Origin of the sequence: Limnohabitans sp., from assembly GCF_034680285.1 — a bacterium.
GTDB lineage: Bacteria > Pseudomonadota > Gammaproteobacteria > Burkholderiales > Burkholderiaceae_C > Limnohabitans_A.
On record NZ_JAXITC010000014.1, the window covers coordinates 1 to 19,569 of the forward strand.

The window sequence follows — 19,569 nt, forward strand, 5'->3', positions numbered from 1 at the left end:
GCTTGCTATAATTCGATGCATGATGCGGCTGTAGCTCAGCTGGATAGAGTACTTGGCTACGAACCAAGGGGTCGTGGGTTCGATTCCTGCCAGCCGCACCAAAAATTAGAAAGCCCACAACGAAAGTTGTGGGCTTTTTCTTTTTTCTAGCAGTCAAACGCACGCATGAGCAAAGCATTCACCAAAGAGACGGACGGTGACGATGACGAAGAACTGGGTTTGCCAGCCTTGCCATCGGGTGCGCGCAACTACATAACGCCCGAGGGCTACGCACGCCTCAGAGCTGAGCTGTTTACCTTGATGGATGATGAGCGGCCCAAAGTGGTCGAAATTGTGCACTGGGCGGCCAGCAACGGTGATCGATCTGAAAACGGGGATTACCTCTACGGCAAAAAAAGATTGCGCGAAATCGATCGGCGGATCCGGTTTTTGACCAAGCGGCTAGAGTTGGCAGAGGTGGTAGACCCCACGATTCACCATGGCAGTGACCAAGTTTATTTTGGCGCTTCGGTCACGTATGTCGAGGCTTCTGGATCAGAACGCACGGTCACGATCTTGGGCATTGACGAGGCTGACAGCTTGCAAGGGCAGGTCACTTGGGTATCGCCCATTGCCCGCACCTTGCTCAAGTCACGCGAAGGTGATGAACTCAAACTGGTCACCCCGGCGGGTGTGATGCTGATCGAGGTTTTGAACGTCAGCTACCCCGCCCCGGCTTGAGTGCCAGACCCCATCAAGTGCTGGTGATGCCTTTATTGGTTTGACGGTCGGCCTTGATCACCGAAGGCGTGCGCTTGAGGTGGCGCATGACTTGCTCCAGGTGGGTCGTGTCCCGGACCGCCACCACAAACTTCAGCTCTGCGGTGTCTTGTGGCGTTTCATGGCCCATGTCCACATGAACGATGTCGGTCTCCGCGCTGGCCAATGCGCCTGCCACCCTGGCCAAAACGCCTTGGCCATTGATCACGGTGACGTTGATGCCGGTTTCAAAACTACGCGTCATCTCGTCTGACCACTCCACACCGATGAAGCGCTCACTGTCCTTGTGCTCTAACTTCCGTGCTGTAGCGCAGTCCCGGGTGTGAACCGCCAGACCTTCGCCACGGCCTAAATAGCCCACGATGTCATCGCCTGGCAGGGGGCGGCAACAACGGGAATAGACCACCGATGCGTTTTCGCTGCCATCCAAGGTGATTGCGCCTTGAGAAATGGATTCGTGCGCGGTAAAGCGCTCGCGTGTCATCAGCAGCGCGTCGGGCTTTTGCCCGTTTTCAGACAACAAAGCTGCTAAGCGTTTCGCCACGATGGTGGCGATGCGTTTGCCCAGACCAATGTCCATGAGCAAGTCGGCCAAGTTGCGGTTGCCGGTAAAACGGAACAACTTTTCCCACAAGGCCTGGTTGGCCTCGTTGTCCTCTGGCAATTTCTCAATGCCCTCAGCCCGCAAGGATTGGCTCAGGAGTTTTTCGCCCAATTCCACCGATTCGGTTTGGGCCATGGTTTTGAGATGGTGGCGAATTTTGGAGCGGGCCCGCCCAGTACGAACAAACCCGAGCCAAGCGGGGTTGGGGGCAGACACAGGCGCAGTGATCACCTCGATCACATCGCCATTCTTCAATTCTGTCTTGAGCGGGACCTGCTCTCCATTGATGCGTGCAGCCATGGCGTGGTCGCCCACGCGGCTGTGGATGGCGTAGGCGAAGTCCACCACCGTGGCACCCCGTGGCAAGGCCATGATCTGGCTTTTGGGTGTGAAGACATAGACCGCGTCGGGGAACAAATCGACTTTGACGTGGTCCCAAAATTCGGCCGCATCACGCGTTTCGGTCTGGATGTCGAGCAAGGACTGCAACCACTGTGTGCCCAAGCGTGCCGATTGGGCGCTGGCCGCTTCGTGTTCTTTGTACAGCCAGTGCGCCGCTACGCCCGACTCGGCCACCAGGTGCATGGCCTCGGTGCGCATTTGGAACTCCACGTTCACACCCGATGGACCCACGAGCGTGGTGTGCAGCGATTGGTAACCGTTGACTTTGGCAATCGCGATGTGGTCCTTGAACTTGCCCGGCACGGGTTTGTAAATCTGGTGCAACCAGCCCAAGGCGGTGTAGCAGTCGACAACCGAGGGCACGATGACCCGAAAACCATAAATATCGGTGACTTGCGCAAAACTCAGGTGCTTGTCGTCCATCTTTTTGTAGATGGAGTAGAGCGTTTTTTCGCGCCCACTGATGCGCACGCCCATTTTGGCTTGCGCAAAAACGGCTTCAACGTCCGCTTTGACTTTCTGGATCAGGTCCCGTCGGCGGTTGCGAGCGCGGGAGACGGCTTTGGTCAAGACCGCATAGCGCCAAGGCAACAGGTGCTTGAAGGCCAGGTCTTGCAGCTCGCGGTAAATCTGGTTCAGACCCAAGCGGTGGGCAATGGGGGCGTAAATCTCCAGCGTTTCAGACGCGATGCGGCCCCATTTGCTGCGCGGCATGTCTGACATGGTGCGCATGTTGTGGGTGCGATCGGCCAGTTTGATCAAGATCACACGCACATCACGGGCCATGGCCAAGAGCATTTTGCGAAACGACTCGGCTTGGTTTTCTTCTCGGGTGTTGAACTCCAATTTGTCCAGCTTGGTCAGGCCATCCACCAGTTCGGCAACTGGGGAGCCAAATCGCTCAATCAACTCTATCTTGGTGATGCCACAGTCTTCCATGGCGTCGTGCAACAGGGCGGCTGCCAAGGCCTGTGCATCGAGCTTCCATTCGGTGCACAAACCCGCCACTGCGATCGGGTGGGTGATGTAAGGCTCGCCACTTTTGCGCATTTGGCCCAAGTGGGCTTCGTCGGCAAATTTGTAGGCTTTGCGTACCACCTCGATGTCGGCTTCACTCAAGTAGCCAATTTGGGCTTCCAACACCGCAAAACTGGCCGCCGCCGCGTTGGCCGCTGCTGGGGCAATGGCCTTGGGGCGGCTGTGACCAGTTTTGGATGACGGTGGCGTGACAGTGCTCATGACATCAATGTAACGCAAGCCGTTGGGGGCTTGTACTTCAGACGAAAAAAAGCCCCATGGCTGGGGCTTTTGCAGATCCGGCAATAGCCGGACAGGGGTTGATCAGGACACGCGCTTGAGCATCTCGATGCCAACCTTGCCTGCGGCGATTTCGCGCAGAGCAGTCACGCCAGGCTTGTTTTTGCTTTCGATGCGGGGGGTGTGACCTTGGCTCAGCATGCGGGCGCGGTAAGTCGCGGCCAAAACCAGCTGAAAGCGGTTCGGGATTTGTTCCAGGCAATCTTCAACAGTGATGCGGGCCATGATGTTTTCCTTGAAAATTTTGGTGCTGGGTTCAAGCCATTTTGAGCGCTTGGAAGGTGTCAGGCCGGGCACGGCGCTGAACGTGGTACTTGAGACGCTGGGCGTGAACAACCGCTTTGAGGTCAAACAAGGCACGATCAAATACTTCGTTGATTATAACGAAGTCGAATTCAGGGGCCTGGGCGATTTCGATGGCCGCATTTTGCAGGCGCAACGCGATGATGTCTGGCGCATCTTCGCCGCGACGCTCCAATCGAGACCGCAATTCTTCCCAGCTGGGGGGCAGGATGAAAATGAGCACCGCATTGGCGTACATCTTCTTGATTTGCAAAGCGCCTTGGTAGTCAATTTCCAGGATCACGTCTGCACCCTGAGCCATGCGGTCTTCAATCATCCTCTTGGATGTGCCGTAGCGCTGGCCATGAACATGGGCCCACTCGACGAAGGCGTCGCCCAGCACCATGGCATCAAACTCTTGCGCCGAGGTGAAAAAGTATTCCCGGCCATGCTTTTCTTGGCCCCTGGGCGCACGGGTGGTGTGCGAGACAGTTGGCTGCACGCGAGAATCCAACTCCATCAAGGCTTTGACCAAGCTGGACTTGCCGGCCCCGCTGGGGGCAGCCACGACAAACAGGTTTCCTGGGTAATCCATGCTGGGGCTCTTTATTCGATGTTCTGGACTTGTTCGCGCATTTGCTCAATCAGCACCTTCATGTCCACCGAGATGCGCGTCATCTCGAGCACGGCCGATTTCGATCCCAATGTGTTCGCTTCGCGGTGCAGTTCCTGGATCAAGAAGTCCAGGCGTTTGCCGATGTCGCCGCCTTTGGTCAGCAGGCGGGAGAGTTCGTCCAGGTGTGAGCGCAGGCGTGTGAGTTCTTCGGCCACATCGATGCGGATCGCAAAAGCGGTGGCTTCGGTCAGCGCCCGGTCTTGTGCGGCTTCGGGCAAGTGGCTCCCGTCGGCGAGCGCCATGGCGTCTTTCCAGCGCTCCAAAAAGCGCTGGCGCTGCTGCTCGACCAGTTGCGGCACCAAGGGCACGGCCTGCTCGGCCAGGCCGCGCAGCTGATCAATGTGGCTCTGCAGCATCTCGGTCAGGCGGGCGCCTTCACGGGCGCGGGCCTCGCGCAGGGCATCCACGGCTTGGTTGGCCAGTTGCATCCAGGTGGCTTCGTCGGGCGCTGCTTGGCCTGAGCTGCCTGCAGTCATGCGTAACACGTCGGCCACGCTCAGCGGCCGTGCATCGGGCAGCCAATCCTGAATTTTGTCTTGCAAGGCCGCGATTTTTTGCAGGGCTTGGTGGTTGGGGGCTTGCAGGGTGGCGCCATCGCCCGCGTCCTGGCTGGCACGCACTTCGACTTTGCCGCGTTTGATCTGGCGGGTGATCAGTTCGCGCAGTCCAGGTTCGAGCTGGCGCAGATCTTCAGGCAGGCGGAAACTCAGGTCCAGAAAACGGCTGTTGACCGAGCGGATTTCGAACCCCAGCCGGGCTGTTGGGGCCGCGCTGGCAGGGGTTTCACCGTCTAAAGCCAGCGGGCTGTGCTGCACGCTGGCGTATCCGGTCATACTGTAAACTGGCATGAGTCAAGTTCCTTGTGGCAGCGCATGGCCAAACTGGCCTTTGTGCACTGCAAATGCTGAGCCTAACAGCTGAGCATTAAACGAGGCATTATCTCAAACTCTTGGGTCTGACCCGCCTGCGAATTGCCGGGCGCATTGTCAGGGCCAAGCATTCACTTTATCTCTGCGCCATCATGAACACCACCAGCTCTTACGTTCGAACCGGTCGCCCTGCCGACGCCCTGCGCCCGGTGCGCATCACCCGCGGTTACACCGTGCATGCCGAAGGCTCGGTGCTGATCGAATTTGGCCAGACCCGCGTACTGTGCACCGCTTCGGTCGAAGAAAAGGTGCCGGGTCACAAAAAAGGCAGCGGCGAAGGCTGGGTCACGGCCGAATACGGCATGCTGCCCCGCGCCACCCACACCCGGGGCGACCGTGAAGCTGCCCGGGGCAAACAAAGCGGCCGCACTCAAGAGATTCAGCGCCTGATTGGCCGGTCCTTGCGTGCCGTGTTTGACCTGAAAAAACTGGGCGAACGCACCATTCACCTCGATTGCGACGTGCTGCAAGCCGATGGTGGTACCCGCACCGCCAGCATCACTGGTGCTTTTGTGGCGGCGCAAGACGCCGTCAACTGGCTCATGACCACTGGCAAACTGAGCGAGTCGCCCATCCTTGACCGCGTGGCCGCCATCTCGGTTGGCCTGAAAAACGGCACCGCCTTGCTGGACTTGGATTACCCCGAAGACTCGGCCTGCGACACCGACATGAATGTGGTGATGACCGGCGCTGGCAACTTTGTGGAAGTGCAGGGCACGGCAGAAGGCGTGGCCTTCACCCGTGTCGAGATGGACCGCATGCTGGCCTTGGCCGAAAAAGGCATTGCCCAGCTGGTGCAGCTGCAAAAGCAAGCGCACGACGCGCCCCAAACCCTAACTTTCAGCGCCTGATACCGCCCACTCATGAAAATCGTTCTGGCTTCCAACAACGCGGGCAAATTGGCCGAGTTGCAAACCTTGTTTGCGCCGCTGGGCATGACGCTGGTGCGCCAGTCCGAGCTGAACATCCCCGAGGCGGCAGAGCCCTTCAAGACCTTTGTGGAAAACGCCCTGGCCAAAGCGCGCCATGCGGCGCAGCTGAGCGGCTTGCCTGCCCTGGCCGACGATGCGGGTTTGTGTGTCGATGCTTTTGGCGGTCAGCCGGGTGTGGACACGGCGTTCTACGCCACACGATTTGGTTACCCCAAGGGTGACGACACCAATGTGAGCGCTTTGCTGGAACAAATGCAAGGCATCACGAATCGCCGTGCCGCCATGGTCAGCACCTTGGTGGCCTTACGCAGCGCCGACGACCCGGAACCCCTGGTTGCTGTGGGCCGCGTGGTGGTGCAGATCACGCCCGAGCGCCGGGGTAGCAATGGCTTTGGTTTTGATCCGGTCATGTTTTTGCCCGAGTTTGGCAAGACCTTTGCCGAGCTGCCGCCTGAAGTGAAAAACGCCAACAGCCACCGGGGCCGCGCCGCACAAGCCATGTTGGCATTGATGCGTGAACGCTGGCTGGATGGCGCTGCCGCGTGAGCCAGACATGAGCGACAACATGGACCCGGTGCACGCCATGCGCCCTGGCGTGCTTCAACTGAACGCCTTGCCGCCTTTGTCGCTCTATGTGCACCTGCCTTGGTGCATCAAGAAGTGCCCGTATTGTGATTTCAACTCGCATGAATTCCGAGAAGGCGCTGACCCGGTGTCGACACAAGTCGCCTACATCAACGCGCTGTTTGCCGACCTCGAAGCGAGCTTGCCTTTGATCTGGGGTCGCAGCATCCAGACCGTGTTTTTGGGTGGCGGCACACCCAGCTTGTTTTCGCCCGAAGCCATTGACCGTTTGGTGGGCGGCATCCGCGCCCGTGTGCGATTGGCGCCAGATGCCGAAATCACCATGGAAGCCAACCCCGGCACCTTTGAGAAAGACCGCTTCAAGGCTTTCAGGCAAGCAGGCATCACCCGTTTGTCGATTGGCGTGCAGAGTTTTGACAATGCGCACTTGAAGGCCTTGGGCCGTGTGCACGACCGTGACCAGGCCTTGGCCGCCGTGACCGAAGCGGCGCAGGTGTTTGACACCTTCAACCTTGACCTGATGTACGCCTTGCCCGGCCAAACGCTGGAAGGCTTGACACAAGACATCCAGACTGCGCTGGCCTTTGCGCCACCGCACATCTCGATCTACCACCTCACGATCGAGCCGAACACGGTGTTCGCCAAGTTCCCACCCGCCTTGCCTGAAGACGATTTGGCTTACGAGATGATGGACCGCATCACCGAGCTGACCGGCTTGGCGGGGCTCAACCGCTACGAGGTCTCAGCCTATGCCAAGCCGGGCCACCAATGCGCCCACAACCTGAACTACTGGCAGTTTGGCGACTATTTGGGCATTGGCGCCGGGGCGCACAGCAAGCTCAGTTTTGCGCACCGTGTGCTGCGGCAAGTGCGTTACCGCGAGCCTGCGCTGTACATGCAGCAGGCCATGAAGGGCGAGCCCGTCACACAAAGTACCGAGGTCTCGCGTCAAGACTTGCCGTTTGAGTTCATGCTCAATGCGCTGCGTTTGCGGGGTGGTTTTGATTTGGCCGACTACGTGGACCGCACGGGCCTGGCCATGACCAGCATCCAAAAAGGCCTGCAAGAGGCTGAAAAACTGGGCTTGATTGGCCGTGACCTGCACCGGGTTTGGCCCACAGAAAAAGGCTTTGACTTTTTGAGTGACCTGCAAGCGCTGTTTTTGGCCGAGGGTGACTGAGGTCTTATGCCATTTCAGCGGTTTCAGTTTCTGACGCGCATCCTGTCCAAGATGAACTTGAAACCATAGAGCATGACCAAAGCCCCAGTCACATTGCCAATGAACATGGGCCACACATCCACCCAAACATCGGTCAGGGGACGTTCCAACCAATGCCAGACGATTTGGTGTGCCGCAGCGCTGCTTGCTGAGGTGGCCAGCGTCAAGTTCAGCAGCTGCAAGGGGTTGAGCGTTTGAAGTTGATCGCTCAACCACCGTTGTTTTTGCAGGTATTTCATCACCAACCAAGGGGTTAAACCGCCTGCGACCCCATTCAAAAAGGCTAGCAACGGGTTGGGACCATAGATCAGACCTGCATCGATGTACCAGCTGCCCAGCATCAAACCCATTGCACCGGGCAGGCCCAGCACCAAAACCAAGATGACTCTGAAGCCAGCGGGCAAGAACAACCAGTTGATGCCATGCTTGTGTTCAAAGTCGTGAAACATCCAGTCGTTGAGCTCGAAGAATCCCACAAACAAAACAGCACTGAGCAAAGCCAGTGCTGTTTTTTGAAGGGAGGAGCCGATGAAGGAACTCATGCGGGTGTTTGTTGGTGCGCTGCTTGCATGGATTGCCCCAGGTGGCTGAAGTAATCCAAGGTGCGTTGGGTCGGGATCAAAAATTTGGCGCGGCGATCACCTTCCAAATTCAACGTGCTGAGCATTTCCTTTTCGCGCAGCCGTGTGATCCGCTTGTGCAACGTGGCGGGGGAGCCCAGATCAGCGAGTGCAATGGCTTCGCGCACGGTCATGGGCTGATTTTCGTACCAGCGAAGAACCACGGCTTGGAGCAAAGCCTTCTCGTTGGCATCCATTTCCATGCCATCGGGCAGGGCTTGAATGACTTTGGCCAACTGCAAAAACCGCAGGTAAGCGGTTGCAAATGGGCTGTTGGTACTGTTGGTTTTTTCCATATATACGATTTTATCGAATTTCTGGAATCATCATCGCCCAAATTTTTCTGGGGTTAAGCTCATGGCTTCAGGAGAAATACATGACACATCGATTGGCCATCATTGGGCTTGGCATCATGGGCCGACGCATGCTGGAAAACGCATGGCGACACACCGCTTTTGATGTTTGCGGTGTTTGGGATCCATCGGTCGATTCCGTCACTAAAACGCGCGAACTCATACCGGATGTTCCGGTTGCCGCCAGTCCCGAAGCCGCCATGGCGGGCGCCGATGTGGTTTATTTAGCGTGCCCGCCGGGACCGCGCAAAACCTATGCCTTGCAGGCCGCAGCGGCCGGGCAAGGTGTGTTCATGGAAAAACCCCTGGGCACCGACAATGCGCAAAGCCGTGATCTGGTGAATCAGCTGGCCCGGGCCCGTTTGCCTGGCGTGGTCAACTTCACACAAGCCGCTTCTCGTGGTTTTGACGAGTTGCGTCGCGCCATTCAGGCGGGTGAAACGGGCGAGCTGTTGGGCATCGACATCGTGGTGAATTACCCCGCTTGGCCCCGTGCTTGGCAAAAAGACGCCGATTGGCTGCGCCTGCGTCACGAAGGTGGTTACACCCGAGAGGTGATTTCGCACTTCCTGTTTCTCGCCGGTCGGTTTTTGGGTCCATTGACTTTGCAGCAGGCCTTGCCACGTTACCCCGACGATGCCTCGCTGTGCGAGCTGGACATGCTGGCCCGATTGACCACGGCCGACGGCAAACCCGTGACGGTGATGGCCACCACCGGAGGGCAGCAGCCCGACCGCCAAGAAGTCACCGTGCGCGGCAGTCGCATGAACCATCAGTTCCGCGAGTTCTACCAACTGTGGCGCTCTGACGGCGGCCCATGGCAAGAAGCCTTGGACTGGACCACCGAAGACCCCCGCACCAGTGCCTTACATCGACAGTTGAGCGAAGTGGACTTGTGGTTGCAAGGCAAGCCGCACAAATTGGCCACTGCCGAAGAGGCATTGGCTGTGCAGGAGTTGGTGGAGGCGATGCTGGTGGGCAAGAGCTGAAATTCGCTGCGCCATGCAAAACGCCCCTTGCGAGGGGCGTTTTTTATGCGTCACTGGCGGAAGCGGTGAGATTCGAACTCACGGACCCTTTCGAGTCGCCGGTTTTCAAGACCGGTGCAATCGACCACTCTGCCACGCTTCCTTGGGGGTGAATTGTAACGACTAAAACAGTCGGTCAACCCTGGCCGAGCATCCCGCGCTTTTCAATGAAGGCGACCACCTCGGCCAGGCCGTCCAGCGTTTTGAGGTTGGTCATCACCCAGGGGCGGGTCTCTGGGTTGGGGCGCATGCGGTTGGTGTCGTCGCGCATCACTTGCAAGTCGGCCCCTACATGTGGCGCCAAGTCGGTCTTGTTGATGACGAACAGGTCACTCTTGGTGATGCCAGGGCCGCCCTTGCGGGGAATTTTTTCTCCTGCGGCCACGTCAATCACATAGATCGTCAGGTCAGACAGTTCGGGGCTGAAGGTGGCGGCCAGGTTGTCGCCGCCGCTTTCGATGAAGACCACGTCGGCGTTCGGAAACTTCTCCAACATGCGGTCAATCGCTTCGAGGTTGATGGACGCGTCTTCGCGGATGGCCGTGTGCGGGCAGCCGCCTGTTTCTACACCCATGATGCGTTCGGCTGGCAGGGCACCACTCACCGTGAGCAATCGCTGGTCTTCCTTGGTGTAGATGTCGTTGGTGATGGCGATCAGGTCCCAGCGCTCGCGCATGTTTTTGCACAGCATCTCGAGCAGCGTGGTTTTGCCGGAGCCGACCGGCCCGCCAATGCCCACACGCAGGGGCGGCAGTTTTTGGGTGCGTTTCGGGATGTGGTGCAGTGCAGAGCTCATGATCTGAAAATTCTGGAATATTGGGTTTCGTGGCGTGAGGACAAGATGGCCAGCATGGGGCTGAAGGCTTGGCGGTCGTTGTCGCTGATTTGCATGGCGGTTTTTACCGCCAAAGGGATTTCACGGGCCAGCCGAGCCAGCATGCGTTGGCCCGCACTTTGGCCCAAAGGCACTGACTTCAGCGCAGCTTGGGTCATGTTTTCAGACCAGCCAAAAGCGTAAGCCTGTAGGGCTTGGTCCAGCGGCGTGTATGCCAAAGACAATGCCAGCGCCATGGCCAGTGGGTAGGTCACAGGCAGGCTGGCACACAGCCGCAATTGATCGCCGCTGGCCTGCTGGAGGTTTCGCAGCCAGTCGAGCAAAGAGCGACCCATTTGTTCGGTTTGCAGGCGCATTTCAGCGGTTTCGCGGGTGGTCATGACCCAATTGTTCAGGGCTTGCAGCCGCGCAGTGTCGCCGTATTGCCAGGCTGGGATGGCTTGCGCCAGCACCGACATGTCGCCGCGCGACTGGGTCAGGTGCAACTGGTCCACCACCCAATCGGTCGAACTGTGTTCGTCATGCACCAAGCCTTGCTCAATGGCTGATTCCAGGCCTTCAGAGTATGAAAACCCACCGATGGGCAAAGCAGGCGAGGCGAGCCAGATCAGTTGCAGCAGGCCCGAAGGCGCGGACTCAGTGGTCATGGTTGCAGTTGGGGCCGTGCACATGGGGCGCGGCAGGGGCAGAGCGGATGGGGATAGCGATGCGCTTGGCGACGGGCGGTGCAGCGTGATCGTGTGTGCAGTCGGGTCCATGCACATGCGGTTCGGCGACAGCGGCTTTGTGGTCGTGTGAATGCGCGCGGTCGTGGTCATGCCCATGCCCACCATGGGAATGTCCGCCATGGGAATGCCCACCGTGGTCGCCATAAGCGCCACTCTCAGGCTCGAAGGGCGCTGACACCGCCACGACCGTCATGTACATGGCCCGCAGCATGTCGGCCAGCACATGGTCGGGTTCGATCTTGAGGTGGTCGGGCTGCAGCTCAATCGGCACATGGCGGTTGCCCAAGTGGTAGGCGGCGCGGGTCAGGTCAAACGGTGAGCCGTGTTCTGTGCAAGCGGTGATGTGCAGTACGTCTTGGGGCGCGGCCACCACCCGCACCAGCGAGCCGTCTTCGGCCACCAGCACATCGCCACCGCGCACCACAGTGCCCCGAGCTAAAAATACGCCAAGGGCGCGCCCTGCGCTGTCTGTTGCATCAAAGCGGCTTTTTTGTCGGGTGTCCCAGTCGAGCGTGATGGTGCTGGCGCGTTGGACCAGCACACGGGCCAGGCCACGGCCTTGGGGCATGAGTTTGGAGCAGAGGATCATCAGAACAGAAAGTAGCGTTGCGTCATGGGCAGGCTGGTCGCGGGTTCACAGACCAGCAGCTGGCCGTCGGCGCGCACCGCGTAGGTCTGTGCATCGACTTCCATACGAGGTGCGTAGTCATTGTGAATCATGTCCTTCTTGCCCACTTGGCGGATGTTTTTCACAGCACTCAGTGTTTTGGCCAAGCCATAACGCGCACCCAAGCCCGCTTGCAAACCCGCTTGCGACACAAAGGTCAATGAGCCGCGAGACAGTGCCCCGCCATAGCTGCCAAACATGGGGCGGTAGTGCACCGGTTGTGGTGTGGGGATGGAGGCGTTCGGGTCACCCATGGCGGCCAGCGCGATGAAGCCACCTTTCATGATCAGTGCAGGTTTGACGCCAAAGAAGGCGGGCTTCCAGATCACCAAGTCAGCCCATTTGCCCACTTCGATGCTGCCCACTTCGTGGCTCATGCCGTGGGCAATGGCCGGGTTGATCGTGTACTTGGCGATGTAGCGTTTGACGCGGGCATTGTCGTGGCGATCGGTGTCGCCGGGCAGGCTGCCGCGCTGCTGCTTCATTTTGTGGGCGGTTTGCCAAGTGCGGATGATGACCTCGCCCACCCGGCCCATGGCCTGACTGTCGCTGCTCATCATGCTGATGGCACCCAGGTCGTGCAGGATGTCTTCGGCCGCAATGGTTTCTTTGCGGATACGGCTCTCGGCAAAGGCCAGGTCTTCGGCAATCGCTGGGTCCAGGTGGTGGCAGACCATCAACATGTCCACATGCTCGTCGAGTGTGTTGATGGTGTAAGGCCTTGTGGGGTTGGTGGAAGAGGGCAGCACATTGGCCTCGCCCACCACTTTCAAAATGTCCGGGGCGTGCCCGCCACCCGCGCCTTCGGTGTGGAAGGTGTGGATGGTGCGGCCTTTGAAGGCGGCCACCGTGTCTTCCACAAAGCCCGACTCATTGAGCGTGTCGGTGTGGATCGCCACTTGCGTGTCGGTTTCTTCGGCCACCGTCAAGCAGTTGTCAATCGCTGCGGGCGTTGTGCCCCAGTCTTCGTGGAGCTTCAGACCAATCGCGCCTGCACTGATTTGCTCGTGCAGCGCAGCAGGCAAGCTGGCATTGCCCTTGCCTAAAAACCCCAGGTTCATCGGAAAGGCGTCGGCCGCCTGCATCATGCGCTCAATGTTGAAGGGTCCCGGTGTGCAGGTGGTGGCAAAAGTGCCGGTGGCCGGGCCTGTGCCCCCACCCAGCATGGTGGTCACGCCGCTGGCCAGTGCTTCGTCAATCTGTTGGGGTGCGATGAAATGGATGTGTGAGTCGATGCCACCTGCGGTGACGATCAGACCTTCGCAGCTGATGATCTCGGTGCCGGGGCCGATGACGATGTCCACGCCCGGCTGTGTGTCGGGGTTGCCCGCTTTGCCAATGGCGGCGATGCGGTTGCCGCGCAAGCCGATGTCGGCTTTGACGATGCCCCAGTGGTCGATGATGAGCGCGTTGGTGAGCACGCAGTCCATCGCACCTTCGGTGTTCGTTCTTTGCGATTGCGACATGCCGTCACGGATGGTTTTACCGCCGCCGAACTTGACCTCTTCGCCGTAGCCTCCGGCATGCAGCGTCAAGTCCTTTTCCACTTCGATCACCAAGCTGGTGTCGGCCAGGCGAACGCGGTCGCCCACGGTGGGGCCAAACATTTCGGCGTATGCACGTTTGTCGATGTGGGCCATGTCAGAGTTTCCCTTGCGTTAAGCCGCGAAAGCCAAACACCACCCGGTCACCCGAGTAATCCACCAGCTCCACGGTGCGTTGCTGGCCGGGCTCAAATCGAACTGCCGTACCCGATGCAATGTTCAAGCGCATGCCACGTGCAGCAGCGCGGTCAAAGCTCAGACCTGCGTTGGTTTCGGCAAAGTGGTAGTGCGAACCTACCTGGATGGGGCGGTCACTGGCGTTTTGCACCACCAGGGTGCAAGTGCGACGGCCAACATTGAGGGCGTGTTGGCCGGAATCGATCAAGAGTTCGCCGGGAATCATGCGGTGCTCACTTTTTACCGAAATAGACGGCCACGGCCACCAAGGCAGCTGCAACCACAAACCCCAGCACATCGGTGGCATGCCAGTGGTGGCCACCTAGGCCGTGCCCGTCGTGAGCGAAAGCGTTGCTGGCCAGTTGCGAGAGGGCCAAAGAAAGTGTGAAGGCAATTTTTTTCATTTCAGCTCCTGCTTGTTCTCAAACGATGGGTTGGTGCACGGTCACCAATTTGGTGCCGTCTGGGAAAGTGGCTTCGACTTGGATGTCGGGGATCATTTCGGCGATGCCATCCATCACGTCGGCACGCGTCAAGACGGTGCGCCCTTCGCTCATCAGTTGCGCCACGGTCTTCCCATCCCGTGCGCCTTCCATGACAGCTGCGCAAATCAAGGCAATGGCTTCGGGGTAGTTCAGTTTCAGGCCACGCGCCTTGCGGCGTTCGGCCAAAAGTGCCGCTGTGAAGATGAGCAGCTTGTCTTTTTCACGAGGAGTGAGTTCCATTTTGGTGCGTTCTGAAAGAGTTGGTGCATTCGATCCCCTCAATGTAGCAAAGACTGTGCCCCTTATAGAGCGGTGATTTTTTTCCTAGGGAAACAGCGTGTCCATTGGGGTGAATCAGGGTTCTCCCTGAAGTTGGCACGGCGTTTGCAAAGAGTGATTCAGCGTTGCAAGTCTCCGCGTGTTTGTTTCAACAACCTACTTTCCAGATTGGAGTGATCTCATGATGAATCGTCGTGGCAATCTCAAAGCCCTCGCAACCGCCGCCGCCATTGTGGCTGGCAGCTTGACGTTTGCAACCCAAGCCCAAGCGCAAGCGGGCAACACCATCAAGGTGGGCGTGCTGCACAGCTTGTCCGGCACCATGGCCATTTCCGAGACCGTGCTCAAAGACACCGTGCTCATGGCCATCGACGAGATCAACGCCAAGGGTGGTGTGCTCGGCAAGAAGCTCGAGCCCGTGATCGTGGACCCCGCCTCCAACTGGCCCCTGTTCGCTGAAAAAACCAAACAGCTGCTCGGCCAAGACAAAGTCTCGGTTATCTTCGGTTGCTGGACATCCGTGTCGCGCAAATCGGTCTTGCCCGTGGTGGAGGAAATGAACGGCTTGCTGTTCTACCCCGTGCAATACGAAGGTGAAGAACTCAGCAAAAACGTGTTCTACACAGGCGCTGCACCCAACCAACAAGCCATCCCTGCAGTGGATTACCTGATGAGCAAAGAAGGCGGCGCGGCCAAGCGTTGGGTCTTGCTGGGCACCGACTATGTGTACCCCCGTACCACCAACAAAATCTTGCGTGCCTACCTGAAAAGCAAAGGCGTGGCTGACAAAGACATCGACGAAAAATACACCCCGTTTGGCCACAGCGATTACCAAACCATCGTGGCCGATGTGAAGAAATTCTCTGCAGGTGGCAAGACCGCTGTGGTCTCCACCATCAACGGTGACTCCAACGTACCTTTCTACAAAGAACTGGGCAACGCGGGTCTGAAAGCGAAAGACGTGCCCGTCGTGGCCTTCTCGGTGGGTGAGGAAGAACTGCGCGGCGTGGACACCAAGCCTTTGGTGGGTCACTTGGCCGCATGGAACTACTTCATGAGCATCAAGAACCCCGCCAACGACGAGTTCACCAAGAAGTGGGCAGCGTATGCCAAGGCCAAAAACATCGCCGGTCACAAAGACAAGCCTCTCACCAACGACCCGATGGAAGCCACTTACATCGGCATCAACATGTGGAAGCAAGCGGTTGAAAAAGCCAAGTCCACTGACACCGACAAAGTGATCGCGGCCATGGCGGGTCAGACCTTCAAGGCGCCAAGCGGCATCACCAGCAAGATGGACGAGAAAAACCACCACCTGCACAAGTCGGTTTTCATCGGCGAGATCAAGGCTGACGGCCAGTTCAACGTGGTCTGGAAGACACCTGGCCCCGTGAAGGCCAAGCCATGGAGCCCCTTCATCCCCGGTAACGACGTCAAGCCTGACGAACCTGCCAAGAAGTGATCGTTTGAACGCGTTCTGAAAAAAGGGGAGGGCACAGTCCCTCCCCTTTTTCTGAAAGTTGACCGAAGAGGCCCATTTGCGCCCGACCAAGAGATGTTCAAGATGAAACGATGGATTTTGAAAGCCGCGTGGATCGCCAGTGCTGTGTGGGGTCTGTCGGCAGCGCACGCCTTGACCATGGACGAAGCCCTGGCGATTTCTGTGGGCGAAAGCGATGCGCGTGTGCAGGCTTTGGCGCAAGCGGTGGCCCAAGGCGATGAGAAGACCGCTGCATTTTTGCAAGCGTTGGCCGACGATGTGGTCAAAGTGGCCAAGGACCAGGTGCTGGTGGTGCGCGATGGCCAAGGCCTGAACCCGGTGACCGGACAAGCGGTGTCCGTGCCGCAAGAGGCCGAAGATGTGATGCTGAACAACCGCCTGCGCGGTGAACTGGACACGGCCCTAGCGGCCTTGAAATTGTTCAGTGCAGAGGTGAAGGTGCGCCGACTGGCCGCCTTGTCTTTGCTCAAAGAACCCGATGCCAGCCGCAGACCTTTGCTCGACAAAGCGCTGGCCACCGAAAAAGATGCCACCGTCCAAAGCCTGGTGCGCCAAGCGCGTGCAGCCGCCATGCTGGTCAGCGAGGTGCCCAATGACCGATTGCTGGCTGCCCGCGAACTGGCCGACAGCCAACAGCCAGAAACCTTGCTTTTGCTGAACCAGCAACTGGCCCAAGAGCAAGACCTTTCGGTGAAAAAGCAAATTCAAACAGCTTTGACCACCGTGCAGGAGAGCCTGCGCTGGGGCGAACGCCTGGGCACCTTGTTCACTGGGGCCAGCCTGGGCTCCATTTTGCTGTTGGTGGCTTTGGGGCTCGCCATCACCTACGGCTTGATGGGTGTGATCAACATGGCACACGGCGAGCTGATGATGATCGGCGCTTATGCCACTTATGTGGTGCAGGCCCTGTTCCGTCAATACCTGCCGGGCGCTTTCGATGCGTACTTGCTTGTAGCGATTCCCGTGTCGTTTCTCATGGCCGCTTTGGTGGGCGCCGTCATGGAGCGCACGGTGCTCAAACATTTGTATGGCCGCCCGCTTGAAACGTTGCTGGCCACCTGGGGCATCAGCTTGGTGCTCATGCAAGGCGTGCGCAGCTTGTTTGGGGCGCAAAACGTGGGGGTTGAAAACCCCTCGTGGATGAGCGGATCGCTGCAGTTGCTGCCCAATTTGCAACTGCCCTGGAACCGCGTGCTCATCATCGTGTTTGCCGCTGCGGTGCTGATCGGCATGGCGCTCTTGATTGGCAAAACGCGCCTGGGTTTGTTTGTGCGCGGCGTCACGCAAAACCGCCCCATGGCTTCGTGCATGGGTGTGAACACGGCCCGCATCGACACCTACGCATTCGCTTTGGGTTCGGGCATTGCCGGCTTGGCTGGTTGCGCCCTGAGCCAGGTGGGCAACGTCGGCCCTGATTTGGGGCAAAGCTACATAGTGGACTCGTTCATGGTGGTGGTGCTGGGCGGGGTGGGCCAGCTGGCGGGCACGGTGTATGCCGCTTTGGGGCTGGGCCTCGCCAACAAGCTGCTCGAAGGTTGGACCGGTGCGGTGCTGGCCAAAATTGCGGTGTTGGTGTTCATCATCGTCTTCATCCAGAAGCGCCCTCAAGGTATCTTCGCGATGAAGGGTCGCAGCGCTGAAGCGTGAACAGGGACAAGAATATGAAAAATTTTGAACTTCCTACACACGCGCCTTTGCTGGGCCGCAAAGCTTGGGCCGCTTTTCTGTTGGCGCTCATCATGGTGGGCGTGCTGGCCCCGGTGCTCAACTTGTGGGTACCTGCAGGCAGCCCCTTGCACTTGAGTGACTTTGCCGTGTCCCTGATTGGCAAGATCATGTGTTACGCCATTTGTGCGCTGGCCATGGACCTGATTTGGGGCTACACGGGCATCCTGTCGTTGGGCCATGGCCTGTTCTTCGCTCTGGGCGGCTATGTCATGGGCATGTACCTCATGCGCCAGATCGGGCAAGATGGTAACTACAAAAGCGAGTTGCCAGACTTTATGGTTTTCCTCGACTGGAAAGAGTTGCCTTGGCACTGGACCCTGTCAGACAGTTTCATCGCCACACTTTTTCTGGTGGTGTTGGTGCCCGGATTGATCGCCTTTGTGTTCGGCTACTTTGCCTTTCGTTCACGCATCAAGGGGGTGTACTTCTCCATCATCACCCAGGCCATGACCTATGCGGCCATGCTCTTGTTCTTCCGCAATGAAACCGGTTTTGGCGGCAACAACGGTTTCACCGATTTCAAACGCATATTGGACCTGCCGATTGCCACCCCCAACATGCGCATGACACTGTTTGTGTTGACCGGATTGACCCTCTTGGGCTTCTTTTTGTTTGCACGTTGGCTGGTGGGCAGCAAGTATGGGCGGGTGCTGATGGCGATTCGCGATGCCGAAACGCGGGTCATGTTCTCAGGCTATTCGCCACTGCCTTACAAGCTCAGCATCTGGGTGATCTCAGCCGTGATGTGCGGCATTGCAGGGGCTTTGTATGTGCCTCAGGTCGGCATCATCAACCCCGGTGAAATGAGCGCCGCCAATTCGATCGAGATGGCGGTATGGGCCGCGGTGGGTGGCCGTGGCACCTTGATCGGTCCGATTGCTGGTGCGTTTTTGGTCAACGGTGCCAAGAGCTGGCTCACGGTGACTGCGCCTGAATTTTGGTTGTACTTTTTGGGAGCACTGTTCATTGCGGTGACTTTGTACTTGCCGAAAGGGGTTGTGGGTTTGGTGACCCAATTCAAAAGCAAGAAAGGCGGTGCGGCATGACGCCTGACCTGCTCAAACAAGGCGCTGAGCGTGTGGCAAATTCCGCCCAGCTGCGCTTAGAGTCCACCGAATCCGGTGGCCGCAGTGCCGGCTATGGTCGCGTGCTGCAAGACGCGAATGAGGTTGATGTGACCCACGGTCGCATCTTGTATCTGGAAGACGTGAGCGTGAGCTTTGACGGCTTCAAGGCCATCAACAAGCTGTCACTCGACATCGCGCCGGGTGAGCTGCGTTGCATCATCGGCCCCAACGGTGCGGGCAAGACCACCATGATGGACATCATCACCGGTAAGACAAGGCCTGATGAAGGCACCGTGTTCTTCGGCAGCACGATTGATTTGCTGCGCCACAACGAACCCGAAATCGCACAGCTGGGCATCGGCCGCAAGTTCCAAAAGCCCACGGTGTTCGAGCACCTCACCGTGTTTGAAAACCTCGAACTCGCTTTGAAGACACCCAAAGGCGTGAAAGCTTCGATGTTCTTCAAGCTCGATTCACGCCAAAATGACCGCTTGGCCGAAGTCCTGCACACCATCCACCTTGCGGACAGCGTCAGCAAACCCGCTGGCTTGCTCAGCCACGGGCAAAAGCAGTGGCTGGAGATCGGCATGTTGCTCATGCAAGATCCCAAGCTGCTCTTGCTCGATGAACCCGTGGCCGGCATGACCGACCATGAAACCGAGCGCACGGCCGAGTTGTTCCTCACCCTTAAGGGCAAGCATTCGCTGATGGTGGTGGAGCACGACATGAGCTTTATCCGCACCATCTCGGACATCGTCACGGTGTTGTGCGACGGTTCAGTTCTGGCCCAGGGCACGCTAGATCAGGTGCAAGCCGACGAGCGTGTGATCGAAGTTTATTTAGGGCGCTGAC

The 19,569-nt window shown here is 58.4% G+C and carries 22 protein-coding genes and 2 tRNA genes; 10 read left to right on the top strand and 14 right to left on the bottom strand.

Annotated features, from left to right (window positions below; all coding sequences use genetic code 11):
* Positions 1 to 24: 24 nt before the first annotated feature.
* Together SWE17_RS11905 and greB are read left to right on the top strand one after the other, a co-directional pair.
* A tRNA-Arg gene (locus tag SWE17_RS11905) sits at positions 25 to 101 on the top strand.
* A gap of 64 nt (positions 102 to 165) precedes the next feature.
* Complete coding sequence (greB, locus tag SWE17_RS11910; RefSeq protein ID WP_322993313.1) at positions 166 to 720, top strand: transcription elongation factor GreB; 555 nt, start codon at positions 166 to 168, stop codon at positions 718 to 720.
* A gap of 13 nt (positions 721 to 733) precedes the next feature.
* Here the strand turns inward: greB and SWE17_RS11915 are convergent, their stop codons facing one another.
* The 4 genes from SWE17_RS11915 to SWE17_RS11930 all read right to left on the bottom strand — a co-directional run bounded on the left by SWE17_RS11915 (position 734) and on the right by SWE17_RS11930 (position 4,873).
* The gene (locus SWE17_RS11915; RefSeq protein ID WP_322993314.1) at positions 734 to 3,004 is read right to left on the bottom strand and encodes a bifunctional (p)ppGpp synthetase/guanosine-3',5'-bis(diphosphate) 3'-pyrophosphohydrolase; all 2,271 of its coding nucleotides are present in this window, start codon (positions 3,002 to 3,004) and stop codon (positions 734 to 736) included.
* 102 nt (positions 3,005 to 3,106) lie between these two features.
* The gene (gene rpoZ / locus SWE17_RS11920) at positions 3,107 to 3,307 is read right to left on the bottom strand and encodes a DNA-directed RNA polymerase subunit omega (protein ID WP_062402588.1); all 201 of its coding nucleotides are present in this window, start codon (positions 3,305 to 3,307) and stop codon (positions 3,107 to 3,109) included.
* 31 nt (positions 3,308 to 3,338) lie between these two features.
* The gene (gene gmk / locus SWE17_RS11925; RefSeq protein WP_322993315.1) at positions 3,339 to 3,959 is read right to left on the bottom strand and encodes a guanylate kinase; all 621 of its coding nucleotides are present in this window, start codon (positions 3,957 to 3,959) and stop codon (positions 3,339 to 3,341) included.
* An 11-nt stretch (positions 3,960 to 3,970) separates the two neighbouring features.
* Positions 3,971 to 4,873: a YicC/YloC family endoribonuclease gene (locus tag SWE17_RS11930; protein WP_322993405.1), complete on the bottom strand. Its 903-nt coding sequence runs from the start codon at positions 4,871 to 4,873 to the stop codon at positions 3,971 to 3,973.
* A 188-nt stretch (positions 4,874 to 5,061) separates the two neighbouring features.
* On the opposite strand from SWE17_RS11930, the gene rph reads away from it, so the two are divergent.
* Genes rph through hemW form a run of 3 tightly spaced genes read left to right on the top strand, consistent with a single transcriptional unit; the run spans position 5,062 to position 7,666 of the window.
* Positions 5,062 to 5,820, top strand: a complete 759-nt coding sequence (gene rph / locus SWE17_RS11935; protein ID WP_322993316.1) for a ribonuclease PH — start codon at positions 5,062 to 5,064, stop codon at positions 5,818 to 5,820.
* A gap of 12 nt (positions 5,821 to 5,832) precedes the next feature.
* Positions 5,833 to 6,447, top strand: coding sequence for an RdgB/HAM1 family non-canonical purine NTP pyrophosphatase (gene rdgB / locus SWE17_RS11940; RefSeq protein WP_322993317.1), 615 nt, complete (start codon positions 5,833 to 5,835; stop codon positions 6,445 to 6,447).
* Positions 6,448 to 6,454: 7 nt separating this feature from the next.
* Positions 6,455 to 7,666 carry a radical SAM family heme chaperone HemW gene (gene hemW, locus SWE17_RS11945; RefSeq protein WP_322993318.1) on the top strand — a complete coding sequence of 404 codons (1,212 nt, stop codon included), beginning with the start codon at positions 6,455 to 6,457 and terminating at the stop codon, positions 7,664 to 7,666.
* 23 nt (positions 7,667 to 7,689) lie between these two features.
* Here hemW and SWE17_RS11950 read toward each other — a convergent pair whose 3' ends face one another.
* Together SWE17_RS11950 and SWE17_RS11955 are read right to left on the bottom strand one after the other, a co-directional pair.
* Complete coding sequence (locus SWE17_RS11950) at positions 7,690 to 8,247, bottom strand: hypothetical protein (RefSeq protein ID WP_322993319.1); 558 nt, start codon at positions 8,245 to 8,247, stop codon at positions 7,690 to 7,692.
* Positions 8,244 to 8,621 carry a hypothetical protein gene (locus SWE17_RS11955; RefSeq protein WP_322993320.1) on the bottom strand — a complete coding sequence of 126 codons (378 nt, stop codon included), beginning with the start codon at positions 8,619 to 8,621 and terminating at the stop codon, positions 8,244 to 8,246. Before SWE17_RS11955 ends, SWE17_RS11950 begins: the two co-directional genes overlap by 4 nt.
* An 80-nt stretch (positions 8,622 to 8,701) precedes the next feature.
* Here SWE17_RS11955 and SWE17_RS11960 point away from each other — a divergent pair, with 80 nt between their 5' ends.
* Positions 8,702 to 9,667, top strand: a complete 966-nt coding sequence (locus SWE17_RS11960) for a Gfo/Idh/MocA family protein (protein ID WP_322993321.1) — start codon at positions 8,702 to 8,704, stop codon at positions 9,665 to 9,667.
* Between the two features lie 54 nt (positions 9,668 to 9,721).
* Here SWE17_RS11960 and SWE17_RS11965 read toward each other — a convergent pair.
* The 8 genes from SWE17_RS11965 to SWE17_RS12000 form a co-directional block, all read right to left on the bottom strand.
* A tRNA-Ser gene (locus SWE17_RS11965) sits at positions 9,722 to 9,809 on the bottom strand.
* Positions 9,810 to 9,842: 33 nt separating this feature from the next.
* Positions 9,843 to 10,502 (bottom strand): urease accessory protein UreG, encoded by a 660-nt coding sequence (gene ureG, locus SWE17_RS11970; protein WP_322993322.1) that lies wholly within the window; start codon positions 10,500 to 10,502, stop codon positions 9,843 to 9,845.
* The gene (locus SWE17_RS11975) at positions 10,499 to 11,188 is read right to left on the bottom strand and encodes an urease accessory protein UreF (RefSeq protein ID WP_322993323.1); all 690 of its coding nucleotides are present in this window, start codon (positions 11,186 to 11,188) and stop codon (positions 10,499 to 10,501) included. The genes ureG and SWE17_RS11975 overlap by 4 nt, the downstream gene beginning before the upstream one ends.
* Entirely contained in the window at positions 11,178 to 11,858 is a 681-nt protein-coding gene (gene ureE / locus SWE17_RS11980; RefSeq protein WP_322993324.1) for an urease accessory protein UreE, read from the bottom strand. The genes SWE17_RS11975 and ureE overlap by 11 nt, the downstream gene beginning before the upstream one ends.
* Positions 11,858 to 13,576, bottom strand: a complete 1,719-nt coding sequence (gene ureC, locus SWE17_RS11985) for an urease subunit alpha (protein ID WP_322993325.1) — start codon at positions 13,574 to 13,576, stop codon at positions 11,858 to 11,860. The genes ureE and ureC overlap by 1 nt, the downstream gene beginning before the upstream one ends.
* 1 nt (position 13,577) lies before the next feature.
* Complete coding sequence (locus SWE17_RS11990; protein ID WP_322993326.1) at positions 13,578 to 13,883, bottom strand: urease subunit beta; 306 nt, start codon at positions 13,881 to 13,883, stop codon at positions 13,578 to 13,580.
* Between the two features lie 7 nt (positions 13,884 to 13,890).
* On the bottom strand, positions 13,891 to 14,061 hold the full coding sequence (locus tag SWE17_RS11995; protein WP_322993327.1) for a hypothetical protein: 171 nt from the start codon (positions 14,059 to 14,061) through the stop codon (positions 13,891 to 13,893).
* An 18-nt stretch (positions 14,062 to 14,079) separates the two neighbouring features.
* Positions 14,080 to 14,382, bottom strand: coding sequence for an urease subunit gamma (locus SWE17_RS12000; protein ID WP_100117850.1), 303 nt, complete (start codon positions 14,380 to 14,382; stop codon positions 14,080 to 14,082).
* A gap of 223 nt (positions 14,383 to 14,605) precedes the next feature.
* On the opposite strand from SWE17_RS12000, the gene urtA reads away from it, so the two are divergent.
* From urtA to urtD, 4 genes are all read left to right on the top strand, one after another.
* Positions 14,606 to 15,883 (top strand): urea ABC transporter substrate-binding protein, encoded by a 1,278-nt coding sequence (gene urtA / locus SWE17_RS12005; protein ID WP_322993406.1) that lies wholly within the window; start codon positions 14,606 to 14,608, stop codon positions 15,881 to 15,883.
* Positions 15,884 to 15,985: 102 nt separating this feature from the next.
* Complete coding sequence (gene urtB, locus SWE17_RS12010; RefSeq protein ID WP_322993328.1) at positions 15,986 to 17,569, top strand: urea ABC transporter permease subunit UrtB; 1,584 nt, start codon at positions 15,986 to 15,988, stop codon at positions 17,567 to 17,569.
* Between the two features lie 14 nt (positions 17,570 to 17,583).
* Positions 17,584 to 18,696, top strand: a complete 1,113-nt coding sequence (gene urtC, locus SWE17_RS12015) for an urea ABC transporter permease subunit UrtC (RefSeq protein WP_322993329.1) — start codon at positions 17,584 to 17,586, stop codon at positions 18,694 to 18,696.
* Positions 18,693 to 19,568: an urea ABC transporter ATP-binding protein UrtD gene (gene urtD, locus SWE17_RS12020; RefSeq protein ID WP_322993330.1), complete on the top strand. Its 876-nt coding sequence runs from the start codon at positions 18,693 to 18,695 to the stop codon at positions 19,566 to 19,568. The genes urtC and urtD overlap by 4 nt, the downstream gene beginning before the upstream one ends.
* Position 19,569: the final 1 nt, after the last annotated feature.